16 protein-coding genes are annotated in these 21,459 nt (G+C 64.6%); 8 read left to right on the top strand and 8 right to left on the bottom strand.

The genetic code is table 11. The annotated features are described in order from the left end of the window. Window positions 1–2 precede the first annotated feature (2 nt). From ABIC76_RS15785 to dnaE, 3 genes are all read right to left on the bottom strand, one after another. On the bottom strand, window positions 3–1,283 hold the full coding sequence (locus ABIC76_RS15785; RefSeq protein ID WP_354534536.1) for an O-antigen ligase family protein: 1,281 nt from the start codon (window positions 1,281–1,283) through the stop codon (window positions 3–5). After that, on the bottom strand, window positions 1,280–2,347 hold the full coding sequence (locus ABIC76_RS15780; protein ID WP_354534535.1) for a glycosyltransferase: 1,068 nt from the start codon (window positions 2,345–2,347) through the stop codon (window positions 1,280–1,282). Before ABIC76_RS15780 ends, ABIC76_RS15785 begins: the two co-directional genes overlap by 4 nt. An 83-nt stretch (window positions 2,348–2,430) precedes the next feature. Then, window positions 2,431–5,949 (bottom strand): DNA polymerase III subunit alpha, encoded by a 3,519-nt coding sequence (gene dnaE / locus ABIC76_RS15775; RefSeq protein WP_102066493.1) that lies wholly within the window; start codon window positions 5,947–5,949, stop codon window positions 2,431–2,433. Window positions 5,950–6,099: 150 nt separating this feature from the next. Between dnaE and ABIC76_RS15770 the strand changes: the two genes are divergently transcribed. Both ABIC76_RS15770 and ABIC76_RS15765 read left to right on the top strand, forming a co-directional pair. Continuing rightward, a complete protein-coding gene (locus ABIC76_RS15770) occupies window positions 6,100–6,948 on the top strand; it encodes a sulfurtransferase (RefSeq protein ID WP_354534534.1) in 849 nt (282 codons plus the stop codon). Then, the gene (locus tag ABIC76_RS15765) at window positions 6,945–7,070 is read left to right on the top strand and encodes a hypothetical protein (protein WP_257878181.1); all 126 of its coding nucleotides are present in this window, start codon (window positions 6,945–6,947) and stop codon (window positions 7,068–7,070) included. The genes ABIC76_RS15770 and ABIC76_RS15765 overlap by 4 nt, the downstream gene beginning before the upstream one ends. Window positions 7,071–7,136: 66 nt before the next feature. Here the strand turns inward: ABIC76_RS15765 and ABIC76_RS15760 are convergent, their stop codons facing one another. Next, complete coding sequence (locus ABIC76_RS15760; RefSeq protein WP_027680925.1) at window positions 7,137–7,709, bottom strand: flavodoxin family protein; 573 nt, start codon at window positions 7,707–7,709, stop codon at window positions 7,137–7,139. Between the two features lie 78 nt (window positions 7,710–7,787). Next, window positions 7,788–8,486, bottom strand: coding sequence for a pirin family protein (locus ABIC76_RS15755; RefSeq protein ID WP_102066495.1), 699 nt, complete (start codon window positions 8,484–8,486; stop codon window positions 7,788–7,790). A 106-nt stretch (window positions 8,487–8,592) separates the two neighbouring features. Here ABIC76_RS15755 and ABIC76_RS15750 point away from each other — a divergent pair, with 106 nt between their 5' ends. After that, window positions 8,593–9,495 (top strand): LysR family transcriptional regulator, encoded by a 903-nt coding sequence (locus tag ABIC76_RS15750; protein WP_102066496.1) that lies wholly within the window; start codon window positions 8,593–8,595, stop codon window positions 9,493–9,495. Window positions 9,496–9,557: 62 nt separating this feature from the next. Next, window positions 9,558–10,493, top strand: coding sequence for a tRNA glutamyl-Q(34) synthetase GluQRS (gluQRS, locus tag ABIC76_RS15745; protein ID WP_354534533.1), 936 nt, complete (start codon window positions 9,558–9,560; stop codon window positions 10,491–10,493). Window positions 10,494–10,541: 48 nt separating this feature from the next. Here gluQRS and ABIC76_RS15740 read toward each other — a convergent pair whose 3' ends face one another. Beyond that, window positions 10,542–12,023, bottom strand: coding sequence for a DEAD/DEAH box helicase (locus tag ABIC76_RS15740; RefSeq protein WP_410003873.1), 1,482 nt, complete (start codon window positions 12,021–12,023; stop codon window positions 10,542–10,544). A gap of 254 nt (window positions 12,024–12,277) precedes the next feature. Between ABIC76_RS15740 and ABIC76_RS15735 the strand changes: the two genes are divergently transcribed. After that, on the top strand, window positions 12,278–13,093 hold the full coding sequence (locus ABIC76_RS15735; protein ID WP_354534532.1) for an oxygen-binding di-iron domain-containing protein: 816 nt from the start codon (window positions 12,278–12,280) through the stop codon (window positions 13,091–13,093). Here ABIC76_RS15735 and ABIC76_RS15730 read toward each other — a convergent pair. Next, window positions 13,077–13,787 (bottom strand): TetR family transcriptional regulator, encoded by a 711-nt coding sequence (locus ABIC76_RS15730; protein WP_354534531.1) that lies wholly within the window; start codon window positions 13,785–13,787, stop codon window positions 13,077–13,079. The two genes, ABIC76_RS15735 and ABIC76_RS15730, sit on opposite strands and share 17 nt — an antisense overlap. A gap of 199 nt (window positions 13,788–13,986) precedes the next feature. Here ABIC76_RS15730 and ABIC76_RS15725 point away from each other — a divergent pair, with 199 nt between their 5' ends. The 3 genes from ABIC76_RS15725 to ABIC76_RS15715 are packed head-to-tail and all read left to right on the top strand — an operon-like array spanning window position 13,987 to window position 20,319. Further along, window positions 13,987–15,690, top strand: coding sequence for an AMP-binding protein (locus tag ABIC76_RS15725; protein ID WP_354534530.1), 1,704 nt, complete (start codon window positions 13,987–13,989; stop codon window positions 15,688–15,690). 14 nt (window positions 15,691–15,704) lie between these two features. Then, the gene (locus tag ABIC76_RS15720; RefSeq protein WP_354534529.1) at window positions 15,705–19,016 is read left to right on the top strand and encodes a carboxyl transferase domain-containing protein; all 3,312 of its coding nucleotides are present in this window, start codon (window positions 15,705–15,707) and stop codon (window positions 19,014–19,016) included. Window positions 19,017–19,041: 25 nt separating this feature from the next. Beyond that, window positions 19,042–20,319, top strand: a complete 1,278-nt coding sequence (locus ABIC76_RS15715) for a branched-chain amino acid ABC transporter substrate-binding protein (RefSeq protein WP_354534528.1) — start codon at window positions 19,042–19,044, stop codon at window positions 20,317–20,319. A 16-nt stretch (window positions 20,320–20,335) separates the two neighbouring features. On the opposite strand, the gene ABIC76_RS15710 is transcribed toward ABIC76_RS15715, so the two are convergent. Next, window positions 20,336–21,331, bottom strand: a complete 996-nt coding sequence (locus tag ABIC76_RS15710; protein ID WP_102066503.1) for an MBL fold metallo-hydrolase — start codon at window positions 21,329–21,331, stop codon at window positions 20,336–20,338. Between the last annotated feature and the right edge of the window lie 128 nt (window positions 21,332–21,459).

Below are 21,459 nucleotides of genomic sequence, written 5' to 3'. Positions count from 1 at the left end.
TCTCAGAAAACAGGAGCGGCACCAAGCTGCTGCCGGCGCCGGTGAATATGCGCGGTGAACACGGCCACCATCACGCTGTAGAACACGACCGTCTGCGCGATGATCAGCATCACTTCGGTCAGCCCGAACAGTAGAAAGCCGACACACAACGTGAGGCCCATCGCGCCCGTCGTGCGCAAGATGCGGTCGTCACACAGCGCGGCGCGCAGAAAGTAGGCGGCGGGCACCAGGTACAGCGCCAGCAATGCGCCGATGCCCAGCACGCCAAGCGTGGCGCCATTGTATAGAAACTCGTTGTGGGCATGCTCGAAGGCAGTCGCTTCCTCCGTGATGAGGCCTTCAGCGTGAATTGCCTTGAGAGCGGGCCCGAATTGGCCTCTTCCCACCCCGGCCAGCGGGTGACGCGTCAACATTAGCGTGGCGGCTTTCCACAGCTGGAAGCGAATACCGACCGAAGTGTTGGTCTGGCCAGCTTGATAGGCGCGCACATCACCGATCGCTTGATCGAAGCGGGTTTGGACGACGCTTGAAGAAATGCAAACAGCCGCCAGCAACGCAAAGAATCCCAGCAAGGTGGCCACCCGCTTCCTCCAGTCGACATGCCGGAGCGTCGCCACGGCAATCAGCAAGAGCACAGGGATTGCAATCCACCCACCACGCGCCTGCGACAGATACGACGCATAGAGCCCGGCGCCGCCCGCTAACAGACGCAGCCCGATCAGGGCCCAGCCGTCACCTTTCGCCCAACCAATCGATATGAGTGCGAACAATCCCATCAGCAGCGAAAGGTTGCCAAATGGAATGGCATTGGAAAACGCGCCAACGGTGCCAACGCGTCCGGCCCGCAATTCGAAATACGCCCACACTGCAGAGGCAAGGGAACCCGCCACACATCCCCACTGCACGCTCTCCAGCTGTTTAGGCCGCAATTGCAACAGCGCAAACAGCGCCAGCCCGAACAGCCAGAGCCGGCCATAGGCAAATGGCACGCTGCGCGGCGCCGCGGGGTTCAACTGAGCACTGATCAGCATGGCGGTCGGCATGGCGGCCATGGCGAGAATCAGCCAGCGATGTTCGCGCCACATCGTCCGCAGTTGGCTCAACACCTCTGCAGGCGCGGCGAGCATCGACCAGAACGCGGCCACCAGCAGCAGCAAGAACGACAGGAACGCTGCGCCACGGACCGACAGCATGAAGGCCGGGAGGATGGAGATTCCGAACACGGCCAGCGCCGCCGGCGCGCTCGCTATCAGCGTCCGGCCACGTTGCATCAAGCCGCTCATCGCAATGTCCCCGCGCCAGGGGCAAGCGCCAGGAGCGCGTCGATGTGCGCCGTGATGCCCGGGTCATAGCGAAGGTGCTCACGCGGATTTGACAGGCGCGCTTGCCCCGCGTGCACACGCGCAACAGCCGCCTCAATCGTGCGCCCGAGCGTGGCCGGATCATCCAGGTCGAAGGTAGGCGCCCCGTCTTCCGAGATCACCTCGGTGCAGGCAATATTGGCTGCGAGCACGGCGGGCGTGCCGCACAGCACCGACTCCACTCCGATCAGCCCGAACGGCTCGTAGTGCGAAGCGAGGATCGTGTAATCCGCCGCGCGGTAGACGTTCTCGATGTCCTTGCGGTATCCCAGGTAGCGGATGTTGGGCGAGGACGACGACACCGGCCGCCCGATCACCGCCAGCTGCACAGGCAAATCCGTTTTCGAGAAAAACGCCTCCAGCAGCGGATAGCCCTTGCGCTTGTGACTCGACGACGGGAACACAAACGTGACGCGGTCCTTCGCGAAGCCAAGCTCATCGCGCAGGCGCTGACGCTCCGCTTCATCCACCGGCGAGAACTTCGTCTCACTCACGGGGGGGTACACCGTCTTTACCTTGTCAGCGGGAATGTCGTAGTAGTCGAGCACTTCCTGCGCCATCAGCCGCGAGTGTGCGACGACAACGTGCGAGCGCACATAGTCCCGGCGCTCCAGGGCAATCTGCTGGCGATCCCAGAAGGCGGGCTCTTTTGAAAAGCTCTTCAGATAGCCGACGTGGGTACCGCCGCAAATCGCGATATCCGAAGCGCCCGTGCGATTGCAGCCGATCATCAGATCGATGCGCTCGCGCTTGGCCAGATAGCGCACAAGCCAGCCGAACGCGTGGTCATTCAATTTGCCGGGCAGCTTGCGCGTGGGCAATGCAACGGCCTTGACCTGGCGGTATTCGGGAAGCGCCTTGTCTACCATCTTGGCGAAGAACACAGGACGGATGGCGCGCTCATGCAGACCGCGCACCAGGTCCATCGCGTAGCGCTCGCTGCCGCCGCTGTAGCCCAGCGCGTTGCACGAGATTCCGACGTTCATGGATGCTCTAGTAATAATCGTATTGAGACTGCAGTCGTGCCGAGCACCCGCCCGGCAATGGCGCCCCCCGCGCCATCTTCGAACTACTCGTACACCGTTGCCACGTTCTCGGCGTCCAGCGCCTGACGCAGCGCGGCGATTGCCGCTTCGCTCGGAACAATGCGCCACGCGTCGCCAAGCACGGCTTCGCAGCGGGCCTGCTCGCAAACGTAGTTGATGCGTACCGAGACGCCATTGCCATCTGCCGCCACGTGCGGCGAAAGCAGATCGCGCAGCTTGGCCGCTGTCGAATCGCCGTTCATCGACAGCCGAATCGCCCGCGCAAACTTGGCGCGCGCCTGGGTCATGTCCATGACGGATTCGGCGGTCACACGCACACCGCCAGTGAACATGTCATGGCGGGCGCTGCCCTGCACGATCAGCACTTCGTCTTCCTTGAACAGCGCGCGATTGGCCTCGAAGACTTCGTTGAAGACCGTCACTTCGGTGGCTTCGCTGGCGGAGCCGTCGTCGAGCATGACGATCAGCATCTTGCCGCGCTGCGTCATCTGCGTGCGCTGCCCGACAATCACGCCGGCCACCGTCTTGTTACGTGCGTCGCGGTTGCCGTAGCCGCCGCCGTTGCCCTTGTCGGTCACTTCGCGGGCCAGATCGGCCAGCGTCGTGCGTGCAAAGCGGCGCACCTCGTCGCGGTATTCATCAAACAGGTGCCCAGAAAGGTAGAAACCCAGCGCCTGCTTTTCTTCCTGCAGCTTGCGCTTGGTCGTCCAGGCCGGTTCGTCGACGAGTTCGGGGCGATGCTGCTCTGCATCGTCACCGCTCATCAGGTCGAACAGCGACACCTGGTTGGCGGCCGCCGCCTTCTGCTCGGCGGCTTCCATGGCCAGGCCGATCGAAGCGAGGAGCTGCGCACGGTTGGCGTTGAGGCTGTCGAAGGCGCCGGCGCGCACCAGCGCTTCGATCGTGCGGCGATTGACCTGGCGGCGGTCGACGCGTTCGCAGAAGTCGAACAAGTCCTTGAACGGGCCGTCTTCGCGTGCACGCAGGATGTCTTCGATTGCGCCCTGGCCGCTGCCCTTCACGCCGCCCAGTCCGTAGCGGATGGTCTTGGCGTCGGTCGGTGCAAAACGATACTGGCTGGCGTTGATATCCGGCGGCAGGATGGTCAGGCCGTTCTTGCCACGGGCATCGTCGTAGAGGATCTTGACCTTGTCGGTGTCGTCCATGGCGAGCGACATGTTGGCTGCCATGAATTCGGCCGGGTGATGCGCCTTGAGCCACGCCGTGTAGTACGCCAGCAAGGCATATGCGGCCGCGTGCGACTTGTTGAAGCCGTAGCCTGCAAACTTCTCCATCAGGTCGAAGATTTCATCGGCCTTTTCGGTGGAGAGCCCGTCCTTGGCTGCGCCCGCACGGAACAACGCGCGATGCTCGGCCATTTCTTCGGCCTTCTTCTTACCCATCGCGCGGCGCAGCAAGTCAGCGCCGCCGAGCGAGTAACCGCCCACGATCTGCGCCATCTGCATCACCTGCTCCTGGTAGACCATGATGCCGTAGGTCTCCTTGAGCACCGGCTCGACGCGCGGGTCCGGGTACTCCACCTTCTCGCGGCCGTGCTTACGTGCGCAGAAGCTGGGGATCAGGTCCATCGGGCCCGGGCGATACAGCGCCACGAGGGCGATGATGTCCTCAAAGCGGTCAGGCTTGGCGTCCTTCAGCATGCCCTGCATGCCGCGGCTTTCCAGCTGGAACACAGCGACCGTGTTGGCCGTCTTCAGGATGTCGAACGCCTTCTTGTCCGTCAGCGGAATGTGGCTGCAATTCCAATCCGCCTTGGACGGATCGAGCATGCGGATGTAGCGCTCGGCCCAGTCGAGGATCGTCAGCGTGGTCAGGCCCAAGAAGTCGAACTTGACCAGGCCGACGGCTTCCACGTCGTCCTTGTCGTACTGACTGACGACGCCGGCGTCTTCACCGCCTTGGGTGTAGAGCGGGCAGAAATCGGTCAACTTGCCCGGGGCGATCAGCACACCGCCCGCATGCATGCCGACGTTACGCGTCATGCCTTCCACGCGCTGTGCAAGTTCCAGCAGCTGTTTGACCTCTTCTTCGTTGGCCTCGCGCTCAGCCAGCAGCGGCTCTTCCTTCTTCGCTTCTTCCAGCGTGACGAGCTTGCCCGGCTTGAACGGGATCAGCTTGGCCACGCCGTCAACAAAGTTGTAGCCGAGATCGAGCACGCGGCCCACGTCGCGCACCGCGGCCTTGGCGGCCATGGTGCCGAACGTGGCGATCTGCGAGACGGCGTCCTTGCCGTACTTTTCCTTCACGTATTGGATGACGCGGTCACGGCCGTGCTGGCAGAAGTCGATGTCGAAGTCGGGCATCGACACACGTTCCGGATTCAGGAAACGCTCGAACAGCAGGTTGTATTTGAGCGGGTCCAGATCGGTAATGCCCAGCGCATACGCCACCAGCGAACCTGCGCCCGAGCCCCGGCCCGGCCCCACCGGCACGCCGTTGTTCTTGGCCCAGTTGATGAAGTCTGCAACGATCAGGAAGTAGCCGGGGAAGCCCATCTTGATGATGGTGCCGGTCTCGAATTCCAGGCGGGCGTAGTACTCGGCGCGTTTGGATTCGCGCACGGCCTCGTCGGGGAACAGCACTTCCATGCGCTTTTCCAGCCCTTCCTTGGCGAGCTGGACGAGGTAGTCATCCAGCGACATGCCATCGGGCGTCGGGAACAGCGGCAGCTTGGGCTTGCCCAGTTCCAGCTTGAGGTTGCAGCGCTGCGCGATCTGCACCGCGTTGGCCAGCGCAGACGGGATGTCGGCAAACAGCGCGCACATCTCGTCCTGCGTCTTGAAATACTGTTCGGTCGTGAAACGACGGGCGCGGCGCGGATTGGCGAGCAGTTCGCCCTCGGCGATGCACGTGCGCGCTTCGTGGGCCGTGAAATCGTCCGGCGTCATGAACTGCACCGGATGCGTGGCCACCACCGGCAACTGCATGGCCGAGGCCAGCTTCACGGCCTGCTGAATGTAGGCTTCGGTGCCGGCGTGCCCGGCGCGCTGCAGCTCGATGTAGAAAGCGCCCGGAAACACGCGCGACCAATGCGTCGCGAGCTTGCGCGCCAGCGCATCGTTTCCGTTGGCCAGCGCCATGCCGATATCGCCCGCCATCGCGCCCGAGAGCGCCAGCAGACCGGTGGCCAGCGGCGCGTTTTCAACACCCGGCTCGTCGAACCATTCGGGGGCGATTTCCGCGCGGCCGCGATGTTGATTGGAAAGCCACGCCCGGGCCAGCAACTGGCACAGGTTCAGGTAACCCTGCTTGTCACGCACCAGCAACAGCAGGCGCGTCGGCTTGTCGCGCTCGTCGTGATTAGTGATCCACACGTCGGCCCCGACGATGGGCTTCACGCCCTTGCCACGCGCTTCCTTGTAGAAACGCACCAGCCCGAAGGCGTTGGCGAGATCGGTCAGCGCCAAGGCGCCCATGCCATCTTTGGCGGCAGCCTTGACGGCATCGTCGAGACGGACGTTGCCATCGACGACGGAATATTCGGAGTGGAGACGGAGGTGGACGAAGCGCGGCGAATTCATCCGCGTATTGTAACGGGTGACACCTTCCGCAAAGCATTCCGGGCATGCCCGATTGACCTGCAGCAACCCCGCACGGCTGCGCGGGCGGCTATAATTTCGGCTTACGAATCAACGGGTTACCCAAGGCGCCGGAAAACGGCGCGGCAGCACATGCAGATCGTCAATATTTCCGCTTACAAATTCGTCACCCTCGATGACCGCGAGACCCTGCGCCCCGCCCTGCTGGCCGAGTGCCAGGCGCGCGAGCTGAAGGGCACCGTGCTGCTGGCGCCCGAGGGCATCAACATCTTCCTGGCCGGCTCGCGTGAGGCCATTGACGGCATCGTCGGCTGGCTGCGCGCCGACCCCCGTTTTGCTGACTTGGCACCGAAGGAAAGCCTGTCCGATCACCAGCCGTTCCGCCGCCTGCTGGTGCGCCTGAAAAAAGAAATCATCACCATGCGCCACCCGCTGATCCGCCCGGAAGAAGGCCGCGCGCCGTCGGTCGCGCCGCCCGACCTCAAGCGCTGGCTCGACCAGGGCCACGACGACGAAGGCCGCCCCGTGGTGATGCTCGACACGCGCAATGACTATGAAGTCGCCGTGGGCACGTTCAAGAACGTCGTCGAATACAACCTCAAGAAGTTCACTGAATTCCCGCCCGCCATTGCCGCGCACAAGGAGGACTTTGCCGGCAAGACCGTCGTGTCGTTCTGCACCGGCGGCATCCGCTGCGAAAAGGCGGCGATCCACATGCAGGAGATCGGTATCGAGCGCGTCTATCAGCTCGAAGGCGGCATCCTCAAATATTTCGAGGAAGTCGGCGGCGCCCATTACGACGGCGATTGCTTTGTGTTCGATCACCGCACAGCGCTCAATGCCGAACTGCTGCCGGCAGGGCCGAAGCAATGCTTTGCCTGCCGCGCCGTGGTGACGCCGGAAGAGCAGCAGTCCCCGGACTACATCCCCGGCCAGCGTTGCCCGCATTGCGCCGGCAACCAAACGCGCGCCGCCGCATGAAGCGCCTCGCCGCCGGCCTCCTCGTCACCGCGCTGTGCCTTGCGGCATTGGGCGGTTGCGCGGCGAGTTGCGAGGGCGGATCGAACCGCGGCGTCTTCTGCGGAGCCGGCATGCGCTTCTGACCCTTCGCAGCGCGCCAGCAAAAAAAAACGCCGGACATGCCGGCGTTTTTCTTTCGGCGATCCGCTTTACTGGCGACCACGCACGAACTGGTTCGTGATGGCAACAATACGTTCGCCGAACAGCTTGGCGGTCTCCAGGTCGCCGGGCAGCGGACCTTCTTCCGGGCTCGCATCCGACGGCGATTGCGCCAGCGCGCCGCCAAAGCCAGCCAGGTAGTTCACGTCGTTGCGCGTGGCCGCCTTGCTGTTGGCCGGCATCATGCCCGTGCCGACCCAGATCATTCCGTGCTGCTGCGACAGCGTCCACAGATACTGGATCGACGCGTACTTGTCACCGTTCATCGATGCGGAATTCGTGAACCCCGCAGCGATCTTGTCCTTCCACGCACCGGTAAACCACGCCTTGGACGATGCATCGGCAAATTTCTTGAAGTCGCCCGACACGCCGCCCATGTAGGTCGGCGCGCCAAAGACGATCGTGTCGACGCCGGCAAGCAGCGCCCAGGTGTCGTCGTTGACGTCCGTGACGGAGATCAGGTGTGCTTCGGCGCCGGCGCCTTGAATGCCTGCAAATACGGCCTCGGCCTGCTTCTTGGTGTGGCCATAACCGCTGTGATAAACGACTGCAACTCGTGCCATGGGAATCCTCTTGGGGTTAGGGGTACGGCGGGGAACAACGGAAAAGAAAAATGGCGCACAGAGCGTGCGCCACCCACATTACGGCAGATCGAACACCAGCACTTCGCTGTCTTCGCCGCCGGAGAGCGTTACCGCTTCCTCTTGCGTCAGCTTGGCGGCGTCGCCGACCACCAGCGTGCGGCCGTTGACGCTCACCTTGCCGCGCACGACGTGCACATAAGCGCGGCGGCCTGCGGCGATCGGCAGGGACGCAGTTTCTGCGCCATCGAACTTGCCGGCGTAGAGCGCCATGTCCTGGTGCACTTTCACCGATCCGTCACGGCCGTCGGCGCTGGCGATCAGGGCCAGCTTGCCGCGCTTGGCCGCCTCGTCGAAATGGCGTTCTTCGTAGCCCGGCGTCAGGTTCAACTGCGCCGGCAGCACCCAGATCTGCAGAAAATGCGTGGTCTGGTCCTGCGCGTGGTTGAACTCGGAGTGACGCACGCCTGTCCCAGCCGTCATGCGCTGCACGTCGCCCCGGCGCAGCACGCTGCCGTTGCCCATGCTGTCCTTGTGCGCCAACTCACCGTCCAGCACGTAACTGATGATTTCCATGTCGCGGTGGCCATGGGTGCCAAAGCCCATGCCGGCGGCGACGCGGTCTTCGTTGATGACGCGCAACGGCCCGAATTGAACGTGCTCCGGGTCCATGTAATCGGCGAACGAGAAGCTGTGATACGACTTCAGCCAGCCGTGGTCTGCGTACCCGCGATCTTGAGAGGGGCGGATTTCAATCATTTTGATGAATCTCCTATCCAAATTACTGCGTCGATGTGTGAATGGTACGCAGATTGGCTATAGTTGCGCGGTATAGCTTTGATTCAATACATCAAAAATTCTGAATATGGCGCTCTCGCTGGAATCTTTGGAAGTGCTGGACGCGATCGAACGCAAGGGCAGCTTTGCCGCCGCGGCACATGAACTCGGCAAAGTGCCGTCCGCGCTCACCTATGTGGTGCGCAAGCTCGAAGACGATCTCGACGTCCTGCTGTTCGACCGACGCCGCCACCGGGCTGAACTCACGCCCGCCGGCCGCGCACTGCTCGACGAAGGCCGCCACCTGCTGCAGGCAGCGGATGAACTCGCCCGCCGCGTCAAACGCCTCGCCACCGGATGGGAAGCCACGTTGACCATCGTAGTCGACGATCTCGTGCACTTCCGCGCACTGATGCCCGTCATCCAGGATTTCTACGCGGAGAACACGGCCACGCGCCTGCGCTTCTGCCGTGAGGTGCTGGCCGGCACGTGGGACGCGCTGCTCTCGGGCCGCGCGGATTTGCTGATCGGACCAGCGCAAGTGATGCAGGTGCAGGGCATTCAGACGCGCACGGTGGGCAACATTCCTTTCGTGTTTGCGGTGGCGGCACACCATCCGCTCGCGCAACTGGAAGAGCCCTTGCCTGCCGCGGCCATTACGCGGCATCGCATCGTTGCCGTGGGGGATACGTCGCGCAACCTGCCTGCACGCACCATCGGCGTGATGGCCGGACAGGACACGCTCGTGGTGCCGTCCATGGCGGACAAGGTGCAAGCGCAGATTCGCGGCCTGGGCTGCGGCTGGCTGCCGGTGCCGTTGGCGCAACCGTATCTCGATTCCGGCGTGCTGATCGCCAAGGAAACCACCGAAGACAAGCGCGCCGGCACATTCCAGGTGGCATGGCGCAACAACATGCGCGGCAAGGCACTGCAATGGTGGGTCGACAAGCTGGAAGACCCGCGCCTGGGGCAGGCCTTGATGATGCAGTAGGCGCCTGGGGCCGCCAAATCGCGCACAATAGCGCAATCGACCTCTGCGCCTGGAGCGTTGCGTTGTCCCAAGCCAATCTCGATTTTCCGGAATCCGCCAACTCGTCGCGCGGCCAATACCGTGGCCGTTTTGCGCCCTCGCCCACGGGGCCGCTGCATATCGGCTCGCTGGTCACCGCATTGGCAAGCTGGCTGGATGCGCGCGTCCACGGCGGGACGTGGCTCGTGCGCATCGAAGACATCGACTTCCAGCGCAATGTGCCCGGCGCCGATCGCGACATCCTTGCTACGCTGGAAGCCCTCGGGCTCACTCCCGACGAAGCCCCGCAGTGGCAGAGCACACACCTTCCGCGCTTTGAACAGGCGCTTGAGCAGTTGCAGGCCGTCGGCCGCCTCTACCCGTGCGGCTGCACGCGCCGCGAAATTGCGGATTCCGTCACCAGCATCGACGCGAACGGGCACGTGCGTCACCAGACGCTGATCTATCCCGGCACGTGCCGGAACGGGCTGCACGGCCGCCCCGCGCGCGCATGGCGCGTGCGTGTGCCAGACGCCGACGCGGCCACGGTCTGCTTCGACGACCGCTGGCAAGGCACGCAATGCCAGAACCTGGCCGAGGCTGTCGGCGATTTCGTGCTCAAGCGCGCCGACGGCATGTGGGCGTACCAGATTGCGGTGGTGATGGACGATGCCGCGCAAGGCATCACGGACGTCGTGCGCGGTGCCGACCTGCTCGACTCGACGCCCCGCCAGATCTATCTGCAACAGCTGCTGGGCTTGCCGGCGTTGCGCTACCTGCACGTGCCGGTGGTCGTGAACGCAGACGGCGAAAAGCTCAGCAAGCAGACCGGCGCGCGCGCGATCAACCGCAGCCAACCGCTGGCCGCGCTCACCGAGGCGGCGCAGCACCTGGGGCTGGAAATTCGTGCAAGGGATGTGGAAGGGTTCTACCGGGACGCCGTCCCGGCATGGGCCAATCGCCTGGCGCAGCTGGCCTGATGCAATTGACCCGGGCGGCAGGAGCGCTGCCGCTTTCCGTCGACTGACTTAACGCTTGCGCGGCACGCCACCGAGCAGGGCCGCAATAGGCCGCTTGGCGGTGCGCGGGTGTCCGGCGGGCTGTGCCGGCTTGGCGGCCTCCGCCGATTCTGCCGGCACGGACGATTCGTACGGGCGGTTGAAGAACGGATCGTCCGATGGGCGGAACGCCGGGCGCACGATCGTGTGATCGAGCACGCGGGCGCCGTTACGCTCATCGCGCTCACGGGCGCGACGAACTTCGCTGCGAGCACGCTTTTCGTCACGCTCGCGACGCTCACGGTCACGCGCCTGTTCGCCGGTCGGATCGAAATCGGCCAGTTGCTCGCGCGGCAGATTGCGTTTGATCAGCTTTTCGATATCGGCCAGCAGACGTTCATCGCCCGGGGCGAACAGCGACAGGGCATCACCCGAAGCACCGGCACGGCCCGTGCGGCCAATGCGGTGCACGTAATCTTCTGCGTTGAACGGCAGGTCGAAATTGATCACGCACGGCATCTGCGAAATGTCGAGACCGCGCGCTGCCACGTCGGTGGCGACCAGCACATCGACGGTACCTTGCTTGAACGCTTCGAGTGTCTGCATGCGCTCGGTCTGCGTCTTGTCGCCGTGGATGGCGTTGGCGTTGATGCCTTCGCGCTCCAGCGCACGCGCCAGCCGCGAGCAGCCGATCTTGCTGTTGGAGAACACGATGCACTGGCGCGGCAGGCCTTGCTCGGCACGCTGCTTCAACAGGTGCACGAGCGCGGCTTGCTTGTGGTTGTCCGGCACGGTGTAGATGACCTGGCGGACGTTCTCTGCCGTGGCGTTGCTGCGGGCCACTTCAATGGTTTGCGGATGACGCAGGTAGCTGGCGGCCAGCTTCTTGATCTCCGGCGAGAACGTCGCCGAGAACAACAGGGTCTGGCGGTGTGCCGGCAGCAGGTTGATGATGCGCTGCAGGTCGGGCAGGAAACCCATGTCGAGCATGCGGTCGGCTTCGTCCAGCACCAGCATGCGCACCTGCGACAGGTTCACGCTGCGCTGCTGCACGTGGTCGAGCAGGCGGCCCGGCGTAGCCACGAGGATTTCGACGCCGCGGCGCAGTTGCTCCGTCTGCGGGTTCATGTCGACGCCGCCGAACACGACGGCGCTGCGCAACGCCGTGTACTTCGCGTACTTGGCAACGTTGTCGTACACCTGGTCGGCCAGTTCACGCGTGGGCGTGAGGATCAGCGCCCGCACCGGGTGGCGCGCCGGCGACGCGCTCGTATTGGCATCGGGCAACAGGTTATGGATGATCGGCAGCGAGAAACCGGCGGTCTTGCCGGTGCCGGTTTGTGCGGCGCCCATGACGTCGCGGCCGGCGGTCACCACCGGAATGGCGGCGGCCTGGATGGGCGTGGGCTTGGTGTAACCGCTTTCGGTCAGCGCGCGGAGGACGTCCGGATGCAGGCCGAAGCTGTCGAACGTCACCGATTCATTGGCCGGTGCTTCTGACGCTTCAGACATCGTTGCAGTATTCATAGGGGGAGATGCGGCATGCCGGTTGGCATGGCGGCGCGCCAAACCCAGGCGGAAAACCCGCGTGCGGCTCGCGCAAAGCGTTAAAAATCAAAAGTTTATCACGTGAGAACCGGCCCGGGACGGATGATCCGCCCACACCAGCCGACGGCAGCGCCACAGCTGCCTTGACACGGATCAAGTGGGCCGGGCACGCGCTGCGCCACCATCCAGGCATTCCAACCTGCGCCCTGCCTTCTCCCATGGTCACCACGCTCTATGAATCGCCCGAGCATGTCTGCCTGATGTTTTCCGACCTGGTCGACGATCACGACGACCTGCCCGTGCAGACCAACCAGTTCCTCATCGTCGATCACGGCCACGGCGCGCTGATCGATCCGGGCGGCCAGATGACCTACAACGCGTTGTTTCTGGCGATGAACCGGTACTTTCCGCCCAAGCAGCTGGACTACGTACTGGCCTCGCATGCGGACCCGGACATCGTCGCCTCGGCGGGAAGATGGCTCACGAGTTCCAGCTGCGACATCCTGATCTCGCGCGTGTGGGAGCGCTTCCTGCCGCATTTCTGCAACGTCGGCAAGACTGAAGGCCGCATCGTGCCGATCCCGGATACGGGCATGGCGATTCCGCTGGGGCAATCGCATCTGCTGGCCGTGCCCGCGCATTTCCTGCATTCGGAAGGCAATTTCCAGTTCTACGATCCGGTGTCGCGGATCCTGTTCTCGGGCGATCTGGGTGCATCGATGGTGCATGCCAACGTTGCAGCCAAGCCCGTGGGCGATTTTGATGCGCACCTGCCGCTGATGGCGCCCTTCCACCGTCGCTACATGAGCGGCAACCGGGTATGCCGGCTGTGGGCGCAGATGGTGCGGGGGCTCGATATCGAATGGATCGTGCCGCAGCACGGCCAGGCGTTTCGCGGCAAAGCCATGGTCAACCGGTTCATCGATTGGGTCGAAACGCTCGACTGCGGCATCGACCTGATGACGCCGGAGATCTTCCGCCTGCCCGCCCTGCCGAAGGCGCCAGCCGGCGCAACGATCAAGACGCGCGCGTAGCGCCAGAAGCCGGGGCAGCCGGCAGAATGATCTTCATCATGGCGCTCGACAGCTCGTGCGCCAGCACCCCGGCGTCGATGCGCGACGGGTCGTGCCACGTATACATGAATCCCATCACGCCGCCCATCGAGTGCGCCGCGACGCGCGCATCGCCAAAGTCAAACACGCCGGCGCGCTTGCCCTCGTCGAGCAGCGCATAGAGATCGCGGTAATACGCCCGCGACATGCCGTGCAGCCATTCCACCGTTTCCGGGCGCAGGTATTGCCGATCGCGATACGTCAGTGCCGCGGCGTAGTGGCAGTCGATGCACCGACGCGCCATTTCGAGCAGACAGGCCTGCAGGCGCTCTCGCACGGGCAAGGCCGGATCGGCGGTTTCCCGGATCGCCGACAGGCAGATCTGCGCGGCCTCGCGGCACAGGATGTCGAAGATCTCGTATTTGTCGGTGAAGTAGTAGTACACCGCCGGTTTGGTCACACCGAGCGCGTTGCACAGGTCGCTCATCGTCATGCCGGCATAGCCTTTGGTGAAGAAGAGCTGCGCGGCTGTGTCGAGAATCTGCCGGCGGCGGGCCTCCTGCCGCTCGGCGATGTGCGGGCGCGTGGCCGGCGGTGTGACGCCGGGGGCCTCGGCGGCCTCGGTTTCAGCAGACGGTTGCACGTCAGAAACGGCAGATTTGCGGACGGTGGACATGACACATATTTTCGCATGTCGCCCGCAGATGCGCCGTGGCATGCACGCATCTTGGCGACATCTTCGCTTCGATGCTTGACGCATCAAAGAACGCTTTCTATATTCTTACCCGTTGGTATAAAAAATTACTTTTCAGTATAGATAGTGCGGCGCCACGCTGCGCACGCACTGCACAACCCAACGGAGACAAGCTTTGGCGATGGACGAGTCCGAGTATCTCGGCCGCGTTCGCGCGCTCTGGGCGCGCGCATGGCCGGTCGATACCCCGCGTGAGCCGCATTACCCGATCGGGCGCGTTGCCCTCACCGACTATCTGCGGCACTGGGCGCGCACCACGCCAGACAAGCCGGCCATCCACTTCTACGGGCACGACACAACGTTCGCCCAGCTTGACGATCTGTCGGACCGCTTTGCCGCGCTGCTCGCGCAACACGGCATTGGCGCGGGCGACCGGGTGGCGGTCTTCCTGTCGAATTGCCCGCAGTTCAATGCCGTGTTCTTCGGCATTCTCAAGCTGGGCGCCGTGTACGTTCCGATCAGTCCGCTGTCACAGCGCGCCGAGTTGATGCATGCGCTGAGCGACGCGACACCGCGCGCCATCGTCACGCTGGACCGCCTCATGCCGCTGGTGCGTGACGTGGGCGCCGAAACATCGATCGAGCACGTCTTCGTCACACGTTACGCAGATGTGCTCCCCGCAGAGCCGACGCTGCCGCTGCCGGCCATGCTGACCGAGCCAGTGCTGCCCTGCGAAGACGCCATCGACTTGTTGCCGGCACTGGCGCAGACCACGCCGATCCCCCTACCGCCGGGCTCGCTCGATGCGGTTGCCGCGCTCAACTACACCGGCGGCACGACGGGGCTACCGAAGGGCTGCATCCACACGCAAGGGGACATGGTCGACATGGCGGCTGCGTTCTCGGCCGTGTCGCTGCGCGCGGATGCCGACACCGTCCTGCTCAGCTTTTACCCGCAATTCTGGATCGCGGGCGAAAACACCGGGCTGATCTTCCCTGCCTTCCTTGGCGTGCCGCTGGTGTTGCTCGCGCGCTGGGATGCCGAGGCCTTCATGGCTGGCGTGCAGCGCTACCGCGTGACCAACGGTTCGATGCTGGTCGACAGCGCGGCGGAGGTGATGGCGCATCCGCGTGTGCATGCGCACGACCTGCGTTCGCTGCGGCACACGGGCGTGTCGTCATTCGTGAAGAAACTGAACCCGGAATACCGCCGCGCGTGGCGCGAACTGACCGGCTCGATGATGGCCGAGAGCGCGTGGGGCATGACGGAAACGCAGACCTGCAACAGCTTCACGGTCGGCATGCAGGACGATGATTTCGATCTGCGCTCGCAGCCGATTTTCGTGGGGCTGCCGGTGCCCGGCACCGACTTCAAGATCTGCGATTTCGACACGCACGAACTCATGCCGATCGGCGCCGAAGGCGAACTCTGCGTGCGCACGCCAACGCTGCTGAAGGGCTACTGGAACAAGCCGGACGCCACCGCGCAGACGCTGCGCAACGGCTGGTTCCACACCGGCGACATCGGCTGCATCGACGAACAGGGCTACGTGCACTATCTCGGCCGCCGCAAAGAGATGCTGAAGGTCAATGGCATGAGCGTATTCCCGGCGGAGATCGAGGCCATGCTCGGCAAGCACCCCGCCATCCTCGGTTCTGCCGTGGTCGGCCGCGCCGACGCGCAACGCGGCCAGCTGCCCGTCGCCTTCGTGATGTTGCGCCCCGAGGCCGTCGGCACATTGGACAGTGCCACGCTCACCGGCTGGTGCCGCGAAAACATGGCCGTCTACAAGGTGCCCATCGTGCGCATTGTCGATGCACTGCCGCTCACGGCCACCGGCAAGGTGCGCAAGCAGGACCTCGCGCCGCTCGCTGAACAGCTCTAACCCACCTCTGCTCCATGACGTTTCGCAAACTGCTGATCGCCAATCGCGGCGAGATCGCCATTCGCATTGCCCGCGCAGCCGCCACGATCGGCTTGCCCTCCGTCGCCCTCTATTCCGAAGACGATCGCGACGCGCTGCATCCGCTACGCGCCGATGAAGCCGTGCCCTTGCCTGGAACCGGCCCGCGTGCCTATCTCGACGGTGCGGCCATCCTCGACGCTGCACGCGCAGTCGGTGCCGATGCTGTTCACCCGGGCTACGGCTTCCTGAGCGAGAGCGCGGCCTTCGCGCGCCAGTGCGCAGAGGCCGGCGTGCAGTTCATCGGACCATCAGCGCGCGTGCTCGAACTCTTCGGCGACAAGGCACGCGCTCGGGCCCTTGCGCACGAGGCCGGCATTCCCATCGTCAGCGGCACGCAAGGTGCGACCACGCTGGAAGAGGCGCGCGCCTTCTTCGCCGCGCTGCCGCCCTCGCACGGCATGATGATCAAGGCCGTATCCGGCGGCGGCGGACGCGGCATGCGCGCCGTGCACGATGCGCAGGCGATTGCCGATGCGTACGCGCGTTGCGTATCTGAAGCGACCGCCGCAGGTGGTGGCAGCGACGTCTATGTGGAAGCGCTGGTACCCGCGCCGCGCCATATCGAAATCCAGATCGTCGCAGACGCGCACGGCCACGTTACGCACCTCGGCGAGCGTGAATGCAGCCTGCAGCGCCGTCACCAGAAACTGATCGAGATCGCGCCCAGCCCGGCATTGGACGATGCGCTGCGTGCGCGCATTGCCGATGCGGCCGTCACGCTCGCCAAGGCCGCAGGCTACAGCGGCATCGGCACCTTCGAATTCCTCGTGGAAGGCGCGGGCACGCCGCACGCCACCTTCTACTTCATGGAGGCCAACCCGCGCGTGCAAGTCGAACACACGGTCACGGAAATGGTGACAGGTATCGACCTGGTCGTGACCCAGCTGGCGCTGGCGCAGGGTGCGTCGCTCGCAGATGTCGGGCTTGCTCAGCCGATCGCGCCGCGCGGGCACGCCGTGCAGGTGCGCATCAATGCGGAGACCCTCGATGCAAGCGGTCAGCCGCACCCGTCCACCGGCATGCTCACCGCCTTCGAGCCGCCCAACGGCCCCGGCGTGCGCGTCGACACCTGCGGCTATGCGGGCTACCGCCCGAACCCGCGCTTCGATTCGCTGCTGGCCAAACTGATCGTCCACGCGCCGCACGGCACATATGCGCAGACGCTGACACAGGCGTACCGCGCGCTGTGCGAATTCCGCATCGAAGGGCTGGCCACCAACAAGCGGTTGCTGCAAGACCTGCTGCGCGATGCTGACGTGCAGGCCAACGCCGTGCACACGCAGTTTCTCGATGCGAAGCTCGCCGACCTGGCCGCCGGCAACGGCGAAGCGCATCCTGCACTGCACGCCACGTCGGCCGCCACCCCAGACCTGACGCCCGCTACGTCATTCCTCGACGAGCTTCCTGACGAGGCCGAAGTGCTTACCGCGCCGATGGATGGCGCGCTGATCCAGATGCATGCACAAGCCGGTGCCACCGTCGCGCGCGGCGAGATGCTGGCCGTCATTGAAGCGATGAAAATGGAGCACGTCGTCACCGCGCCCGCAGCCGGTCGTGTGCTGCAGGTCTGCGCGCAGTCGGGCGCAACAGTGCGCGAAGGCCAGCCGCTGGCCGTGCTGCAGCCCGCCGACGCACAACATGACACCGCAGCCGCCAATGCCGAGATCGACCTCGACCACATTCGCCCCGACCTGCAAGCCGTTATCGAGCGCCATGCGTTCGGCCTCGACGCGAACCGTCCGGAGGCCGTCGCCCGCCGCCGCAAGACGGGCCAGCGCACCGCACGCGAGAACATCGCGCACCTGTGCGACCCCGACTCGTTCATCGAATACGGCGCGCTGGCCATCGCAGCGCAACGCCAAAGGCGCGCGCTCGACGACCTGATTCGCTCGACGCCGGCCGACGGCATCATCACCGGCATCGGGACCGTCAACGGCGCGCACTTCCCCGATCAGGATGCGCGCTGCATGGTGCTCGCGTATGACTACACCGTGCTGGCGGGCACCCAGGGCACCTTCAACCACAAGAAGACCGACCGTGCACTGGAACTGGCGCAGCAATGGAAGCTACCCGTTGTGCTGTTTGCCGAAGGCGGCGGCGGCCGGCCGGGCGACACTGAAAAGCGCGGCGTCAGCGGCCTGGACTGCCCGACCTTCATCCACTTCGCGCGTCTTTCAGGGCTGGTGCCGACCGTCGGTATCGTCTCGGGCCGCTGCTTTGCGGGCAACGCTGCGCTGCTCGGCTGCGCCGACGTGATCATCGCCACGCGCGACGCAACCATCGGCATGGGCGGCCCTGCCATGATCGAAGGCGGCGGGCTTGGCGTCTACGCGCCCGAGGAAGTCGGCCCCGTCAACGTGCAGGCGCCGAATGGCGTGATCGACGTGCTCGTCAAAGACGAAGCCGAAGCCGTGGACGCCGCGCGCCGCTACCTGAGCTATTTCCAGGGGCCGCTCGCCCATTGGGAAGCCGGCGACGTGCGCCACTTGCGCCACGTAATTCCTGAAAACCGCATGCGCAGCTATGACATGCGCGCTGTAATCGATGCATTGGCCGATACAGGGTCTGTGCTGGAACTGCGTCAGGCCTTTGGCGTGGGCATCATCACCGCGCTGATCCGCATCGAGGGCCGCGCCTTCGGCTGCATTGCCAACAACCCACGCCATCTGGGGGGCGCCATTGACTCTGCAGCGGCAGACAAGGCATCGCGCTTCATGCAGCTGTGCAACGCATTCGATCTACCGATCGTCTCGCTGTGCGACACCCCGGGCTTCATGGTCGGGCCCGAGGCGGAAAAGACCGCCACCGTCCGCCACGTCAGCCGCATGTTCGTGACGGCCGGCAACTTGCGCGTGCCTTTCTTCACCGTCGTGCTGCGCAAAGGCTACGGCCTTGGGGCGATGGCCATGGCAGCGGGCGGTTTTCACGCGCCGCTGTTCACCGCCTCGTGGCCGAGCGGCGAGTTTGGCGGCATGGGCATCGAAGGTGCCATCCGCCTGGGTTACCGCAAAGAGCTGGAAGCCGTGGAAGACCCGGCAGAACGCGAGGCCCTGTTCCGCAAGATGGTCGATGCGGCTTACGAGGAAGGCCGCGCGCTCAACATCGCCAGCTATCTGGAGATCGACGCGGTGATCGACCCGGCCGATACGCGCCGCTGGCTGCTGCGCGGGTTGCAATCGGCGCCGCCCGCGCCGCCGAGGCACACACGCGACCCGGCCACGCGCCGCTTCATCGACACCTGGTAGCCGAGAACACACACAAGGAGGAGACATGCCCGCAGCGATCCGCTTTGCCCGTCCGTTGTCCGCATCGGCCTGTGCGGCAGCGTTGCTGTTCGCACCGCAGGCCCATGCCGCAGACCCGGCGCCGATCAAGGTGGCGTTCATCGATCAGCTGAGCGGGCCGCTCTCGAATGTGGGCGAGCAGTTTCTAGCGAATCTGAAACTCGGTATCGACGATGCCAACGCGCAGCCGCAAGGCGTGCTCAACGGTGCGCGTTACGAGCTGTCGACCTACGACAACAAGCTCTCGGCGCAAGACAGTCTGTCGGCGCTGCAGAGCGCCATCGACGCGGGGGCGAAGATTGTTTTCACCGGCGGGTCGGGCTCCTCTGTGGTGGCGGCCATGGTGGATGCGGCCACCAAGCACAACGAGCGCAATCCGAACAACCGTGTGCTGATCATCAACTACGCATCGATCGACCCAGACCTGACGGGCGCGCATTGCAGCTTCTGGCATTTCGCCACCGAGGCCAACACGGCAATGAAGATGCGCGCGCTGGCCAACTTCGTGAAGACGCAGCCCGATATCCGGAAGGTCTATTCGCTGAACCAGGACTACGCGCACGGCCGGCTGTGGGCAGCGTTGGGCAAGCAGATGATCTCGGCCGCGCGGCCCGACGTGCAGTTCACCGGAGAAACGCTGCACCCGATCGGCAAGGTGAAGGATTTCGCGCCTTATGTCTCGAAGGCCAAGGCGACGGGCGCGGACACGCTCCTCACGGGCAACTGGGGGCAAGACCTGAACCTGCTCATCAAGGCTGCCGGCGACATGAGCTACGACGTGCGCTATCTGAACCACAGCGGCGCAGGCGCGCCGGGTACGGTGCTCGCCGTCTCGCAGGCCAAGATCGGCAAGGTGACTTGGGTGTCGGAATGGACGCCGGGCAACGGCAACGCGCAACTCATGCAGATGGATGCGCGCGTGCGCCAGACGCCCGCCGGCGAGCACTTCGCGCCGCGCACCGTATTGTCCGTCGAGCTGGTCACGGACGCCATCCGCAAAGCCAATTCGACCGATCCGCTGAAGATTGCGCTGGCGCTGGAAGGCATGCAGAAGCCGAGCTTTCTCGGCGACGTCACGATGCGCAAGGTCGACCACCAGTTGCTGCTCCCGCAGGTGGTCTCGACCATCGCGCCAGTGGACGGAAAGACCGTCAAGGTCGGCTACGACAGCACCCAATGGGGCCACAAGACCGAGAGCACAACCGCAGCCAAAGACTTGGACCTGCCGACCGCTTGCAAAATGAAGCGGCCGGCGGGCGCTTAAACGGTCGGGCCGAAAATCAATCAGCGCGGTCCGTGCGCAGCGGGCCGTATTCGATGGGCACCCAAGCGAAGGCGTTGCCATCGCGGCGCACGTGGCCCAGGCCCGGGAACGGCAGATGTGCGCCGGCCACCCAGAGCTTGTCGCGCGCTGCTTCTGCAAACAGTTTGCGGCGCGAGGCGATGGCGGCCTTCTTGTCGACGTCGTATTCAAACGCCACCTCGGGGTGCTGGAACTGCACGGCATGGCTATGCACGAGATCGCCCCAGACCAGCAGGCTGCGTCCCTTCGAGGCGAACAGATAGCCGCTGTGCCCCGGCGTATGCCCGTTGGCGACGACCGAGCGCACGCCCGGCACCACCTCATCGCCCGGTTTGAACTGCTTGAGCTTGCCCGCTGCTGCATACGGCGCCACGGAATCGCGCGCCATCTTGAAGAACGGCTGCATGTCGCTCGGCTTGGAAGCGGCGATCGTTTCGCTCAGCCAGAAATCGGCTTCCGGCGCGGCCACATACACCTGCGCATTCGGGAAGGCCGGCTGGCCTTGCGGCGTCAGCAGTCCGCATGCGTGGTCCGGATGCAGGTGCGTCAACAGCACGGCGTCAATCTGCTCGGGCTGGTAACCCGATGCACGAACGTTGCCGGCCAGGCCGCCCATCGTCGGACCAAAGCACGTGCCAGAACCCGTGTCGACGAGGATGCGTTTGGCACCCGTGTCGATCAGAAAGCCGTTCACCGCCGTCTGCATGCCCGGCGTGTTCGATACAAACATCCGCGCCAGCAGGCTCTGCACCGATTGCGCGTTCAGGCCAAGCAGGGTCTTGGCGGGCAGATCGGTGTAGCCGTCGTAGAGCGCGGTCACAACGTCGTCGCCCAGCGCCATGCGGTAATAGCCTGGCACTTGCGTGCGTTGTTGGGTTGGCGCGGCGGCGGCAGATGCTGGCGTCTGGGCATAGGCGGATCCGATGGACGCCACCATCGCTGCGGCCACGGCGACTGAAGTAAGCAAACGCATGTCTTGGCTCCCGTAAAAGGCCGCTGCCCCGGTGCAGCGGCAAAAGCCGGATCATGCCATCGCCGCAGCACATTGCATTGCCGCCATTGGCGACAGGGGTATTGCCCAGAGAGAAATACGCGCCCCAA

This window comes from Ralstonia sp. 1138, assembly GCF_040544795.1.
Classification (GTDB): Bacteria; Pseudomonadota; Gammaproteobacteria; order Burkholderiales; family Burkholderiaceae; genus Ralstonia; species Ralstonia flatus.
This window is presented reverse-complemented; position numbering and strand designations above follow the sequence as displayed.